Below are 4792 nucleotides of genomic sequence, written 5' to 3' on the forward strand. Positions count from 1 at the left end.
CTGCCAGGTGAACAGAACCGGAGTACCAGATGGCACGAATCTATAGCGATATCACGAAGACAATCGGAAACACCCCGCTTATCAGGTTACACAGGATCACGAAAATCCTGCAGACACAACCGCAACCTCCGACGATCCTGGTAAAGCAGGAATCGAGAAACCCTCTCGGGAGTGTGAAGTGCCGATTAGGGGTTGCCTTGATCGAAGCGGCGGAACATGATGGCCTGATTCGTGATGGGACGACGATCATCGAATCTACCAGCGGGAATACCGGGATTGCTCTTGCGTACGTGTGTGCTGTAAAAGGGTACCACCTGATGATAACCATGCCGGAGTCATTCAGCGGTGAACGGCGTAAATTACTCCGTGCCCTGGGCGCAGAACTCATTCTTACTCCTGCCTCGGAAGGTATGGCTGGGGCGATCAGACGTGCAGAAGAGATACATCGGGAGCACCCTGATGCATTCCTGATTCCACAACAATTTAACAATCCGGCCAATCCTGAGATTCACCGTCGTACCACTGCAGAAGAGATCTGGAATGACACCGACGGTCTTGTGGATATCGTAGTGGCCGGAGCAGGAACCGGAGGTACCATCACCGGTATTGCATCAGTACTCAAGCCAAGAAAACGATCATTTCAGGCGATAGCGGTTGAGGCTGCTAACTCTCCGGTTCTTTCCGGAGGAAAGCCGGGACCTCATAAGATCCAGGGGATCAGTCCCGGGTTCATTCCTGATGTACTCAAGCCTGAACTACTGGATGAGATCATCCCGATTACTGATGAGGAGGCGTATACGATGTGCCGTCGTCTTGCCCGGGAAGAAGGGATTCTTGCAGGACCTTCTTCAGGTGCTGCGGTTGCCGGTGCCATGAAGGTTGCATCGAGACCTGAAAATACGGGAAAACTGATCGTAACCATCCTACCCGATTCAGGGGAGCGGTATCTCTCATCTGATCTTTTTGAGGATCCGGAGTCATGATAGGAACACAGATAAGAGAGGATATCAGGGCCATTCTTGAGAAAGACCCTGCAGCCAGGAGCAGGGTTGAGATATTATTCTGTTATCCCGGACTACATGCACTTGTAGTGCACCGGATTGCACACAAACTCTGGGTCATGGATCACCGGCTGGGTGCACGATTCCTGTCGCATCTATCCCGCTTGTTCACCGGAATCGAGATTCACCCGGGTGCAACGATCGGAAGACGGGTAGTAATCGATCACGGGATGGGTGTCGTCATCGGAGAGACAGCACAAGTGGGTGATGAGGTCCTGCTCTACATGGGGGTGGTTCTGGGAGGGACCACTCTTACAAAAGGGAAACGACATCCAACGCTGAGGAAGGGAGTGGTAATCGGATCCGGAGCAGCAGTGTTAGGACCGATCACAGTTGGTGAGTATGCAAAAGTCGGAGCAGGGGCTGTTGTTGTCCGGGATGTCCCCCCTGGAGCGACCGTTGTGGGGGTTCCAGGGAAGATCGCCGGTCTGGAACGACGGACAACCCAGGATGATATCAGGGATAATGCCATGCCTGACCCGACACTCCGGGTAATCAGCAGGATGCTCGAGCGGCAAAGTGCACTTGAGGAGAAGATCTCAAAACTTGAAACCGATCTGGTCTGTATCAAGCAACTGGCACCAATAACCCCTATCTCTGATCGGGAAGCAGAGATCTGGGCTGCACTCAGACAGATTATCGATCCAGAGATTGGTCATAATGTGGTCGATGTCGGTCTGATCAAAACAATAACTATCACCGGCGAAGAGGTGCATGTTGAGATGGCGTTGAATACCGAATCATGTCCGCTCCTTGATTATCTGGTGAACCAGGTAGAGAACAGGCTTAAACTCATCTGCTGGGTCAGTACCGTGCATGTAGAAGTGATCCACGATCCTTGGGAATCAGCAACATGCCTGAATCCCTTGATCCACCGCAATGGTACCGGGGAACTGGAAAAGAAGCACGAACCATAACCACAAACACCATAACCACATACCTTACCTAAATGAACCTTTGGGAACTACTATCTCAAACACTGCCCCTTTTCTTTCAAGACCGCATTCACTGATAGTTATTCCTGTTGTCCTCAGAATTTCCCTGACAAAAAATAATCCTTCACCCGAACTCTTTCCATGCCCAAGGTCAAAGATTTGTTCTTTTTCATCAGAAGGAATACCTATTCCATTATCGCTGAAAACCAACGTGAGAGAATCTGGTGATCTGATATCAGATACCTCAATTACTGATACACACTGCCCATGCCGGAGAGAATTATCAAACAGATTGTAAAATACACGTTCAAGAAGTGGATCTGCATAAATCTCATACGTACCAAGATTGAGAGTTACGGAAACATCATACTGTTCCATAACTTTTCTGATGATAGACGTTACATCCTGCCATTTCGGTTCATGAGTCCCAAGAACCTGATAGACTTTTGTGAACTCAATTTGAGACTGGATAATTGATACAATCGTGTCTATCTTTTCAAAGGAATCAGAAAAGGAAGATATATCATAATTCCTCCGGATAGTATCCAGATATAACTGAAGGGTATTAACTTTATTGAGAATATCATGCCGGGTAATCCCGGATAATAATTTTAACTGCCGGTTAATCTGTTTGATTGAGTTCTCAGCTTTTTCCCGATCCGTGATATCACGGATGTTGAGTACTTTTCCGATGTGCTGGCTCTGGTGATAATAAGGAGTAATCGTGATCTCATAGATCCTGTCAGTCTTAAACGTTACCACAGTTCTGATTGTATCTATTTGATCCGGATGAAAGTGAAACAATTCAGCATGTACCGATAAATCCCCGGCAGATACCCCGGATATCAGGGTTGATATAGGGGGCAACTGCTCCTGAGGTAGATCAGGAGTAATAAGTCCGAAAATTGACGATGCCGTGTTGTTATAGTTGGTGATGTTTCCCTCCAGATCAACCGTAACAATTCCGTCTGAAGAAGATTCAAGGATAGCATTGGTGAGAGAATGCGACCTTGCAAGGTCAACCGTCCGTTCCTGTACTTGTGTTTCAAGGTGGTCCTGGTACTGTAGTAGTTTATATTGCCCTTCATTTTTGATATTGATGAGTTGGATCACTTTCCCCAATACTACAATAATTAGGAAATTCACGAGGACTATCTGAATTATCTGCGGGATTCCAGGCGATTTTTCATTCCCTGCTATGAAACCCATCCCCGAGAAGACACAAAACATGACACTCACGATGCAGGTAGAAAAGAATAATAGATCTTTATCTGGCGATAAACGGATGAATCCCTTATTTTTCAATACGAAATACAAAATACATGTCAGGGTCATCGCAAGGGTTAACAGGACGTCAATATTTACAAACCCCTCATTATCCCCGACACAGATCTTGATCAGGAAAAGGATTGCAATACATATCCCACCAGAGATTGCACCTCCAAAATACCAGGCAATCGGAATCAGTATTCCATTTAAACCAATTAACCGGGGAGTGTCACCTGACCAGGATACAATAATGGCGATAATTGCTGCAAGACTGAAAGTCAGTCCGGTCAATATCCGGTATACGGGCTTGTTATTAAAATAAATTGAGGATGGGATTACATTATAGATGAGCAGTATCGATATGAGGATGGTAATGTTCTGAAACCATCCATAATAGGTACTTGTCGGTAATAGGAAATCCACCATTTTATTCTCATGATAGGAAAACAGACGGCGTCAACAGATGTTATTCTATAGATACCATGAAGCCTTGCCTGAAAACTATCAGTTCAGGTAAAAATAGCAAGAGTAAGTATTTAACACCTAACCTATCAGGTCGTCTCCTCCCTTCCCTATACCCGAGGATTACCACGACCCCGGTTGGAACTATCTAAATTCATGATTCTTCAGACTTGGATTGATCCCAGATCAGGTCAAGGCCAGAACGAATCAATTCTTTCGAAGATAAGCCGGTAATTCCTATATTTATGAGTTTAATCACTCCAAATAGGATCTGAAACACCATAACCGAATAAAATTCCAGGGGTAAATCCCGTAACTTACCTTCATGAATAGCCTCTTCTGCAATCTGGGTCATCCAGGAAAATTCGGCATGTGCCTCGGTCTTTACCGCCTCAGATATGCTTGGAGAATGACAAAACTGTTCGACAAAGAGGAATTTTTCAGGGTTTGAAACTCCCCAGGTTACAAAGCCCTGAAAACACCCTTCCAGCCGGGTCCTGGGTTCAAGATTCTGATCATCATGACTCCTGATCACCTCTGCCATCTCTCTCTTAATCGTGAGGTAAAGGCTCTCAAACAAGGTATTTTTATCTGGAAAATAATGAAACAGCGTTCCGGTAGAGATCCCTGCTTCTTTACAGATCTGTGAAGTGGGAGTTGCATGAAAACCCTGGGTCGTGAAGAGATGAAGGGCTGTGTTCAGAATTTTCTCCCGGTTTCCAGGAGAAGAACCGGTAGTATCTTCAGGTATCGATCTCATTCATGCTCCTCGTTTATGGATAGTGCCTACAAAAACATGAGTGATTAAATATATAAGCATATTCTGCAACAATCACTCAATTTTTTTGCTGGAGAAGACCATCCTGACTATCGGAATCATTGTACGTGTTCGCAGGCCATCAAGGGTCTTTCCGACTTTTTTCAGTTCATCGGGGATACTGATGTGCTGGGGACAGGCAGTCACACATTTCCCACAATTTCTACAGAGCGATGCACAAGCAGGTGTTCCCCCCATTCCACCCATCAGTTGTATCCCGTACATTGCTCTGGTCATCAGCCGGTTAC

At 46.0% G+C, this 4792-nt stretch carries 4 protein-coding genes and 1 pseudogene; 2 read left to right on the plus strand and 3 right to left on the minus strand.

Going from position 1 to position 4792, the window contains the following annotated elements:
- Positions 1-29: 29 nt before the first annotated feature.
- Positions 30-983: a cysteine synthase A gene (gene cysK / locus LUQ50_RS15770; RefSeq protein ID WP_300041380.1), complete on the plus strand. Its 954-nt coding sequence runs from the start codon at positions 30-32 to the stop codon at positions 981-983.
- Positions 980-1978 carry a serine O-acetyltransferase gene (gene cysE, locus LUQ50_RS15775; RefSeq protein WP_300041382.1) on the plus strand — a complete coding sequence of 333 codons (999 nt, stop codon included), beginning with the start codon at positions 980-982 and terminating at the stop codon, positions 1976-1978. Before cysK ends, cysE begins: the two co-directional genes overlap by 4 nt.
- A 24-nt stretch (positions 1979-2002) precedes the next feature.
- On the opposite strand, the gene LUQ50_RS15780 is transcribed toward cysE, so the two are convergent.
- The 3 genes and pseudogenes from LUQ50_RS15780 to LUQ50_RS15790 form a co-directional block, all read right to left on the minus strand.
- Entirely contained in the window at positions 2003-3691 is a 1689-nt protein-coding gene (locus LUQ50_RS15780) for an ATP-binding protein (protein ID WP_300041383.1), read from the minus strand.
- A gap of 190 nt (positions 3692-3881) precedes the next feature.
- Entirely contained in the window at positions 3882-4487 is a 606-nt protein-coding gene (locus tag LUQ50_RS15785) for a TetR/AcrR family transcriptional regulator (RefSeq protein WP_300041385.1), read from the minus strand.
- A gap of 72 nt (positions 4488-4559) precedes the next feature.
- Positions 4560-4792 (minus strand): annotated as a pseudogene (locus LUQ50_RS15790) (aldo/keto reductase); the annotation flags it as partial.

Source organism: Methanospirillum sp., assembly GCF_028679455.1.
GTDB lineage: Archaea > Halobacteriota > Methanomicrobia > Methanomicrobiales > Methanospirillaceae > Methanospirillum.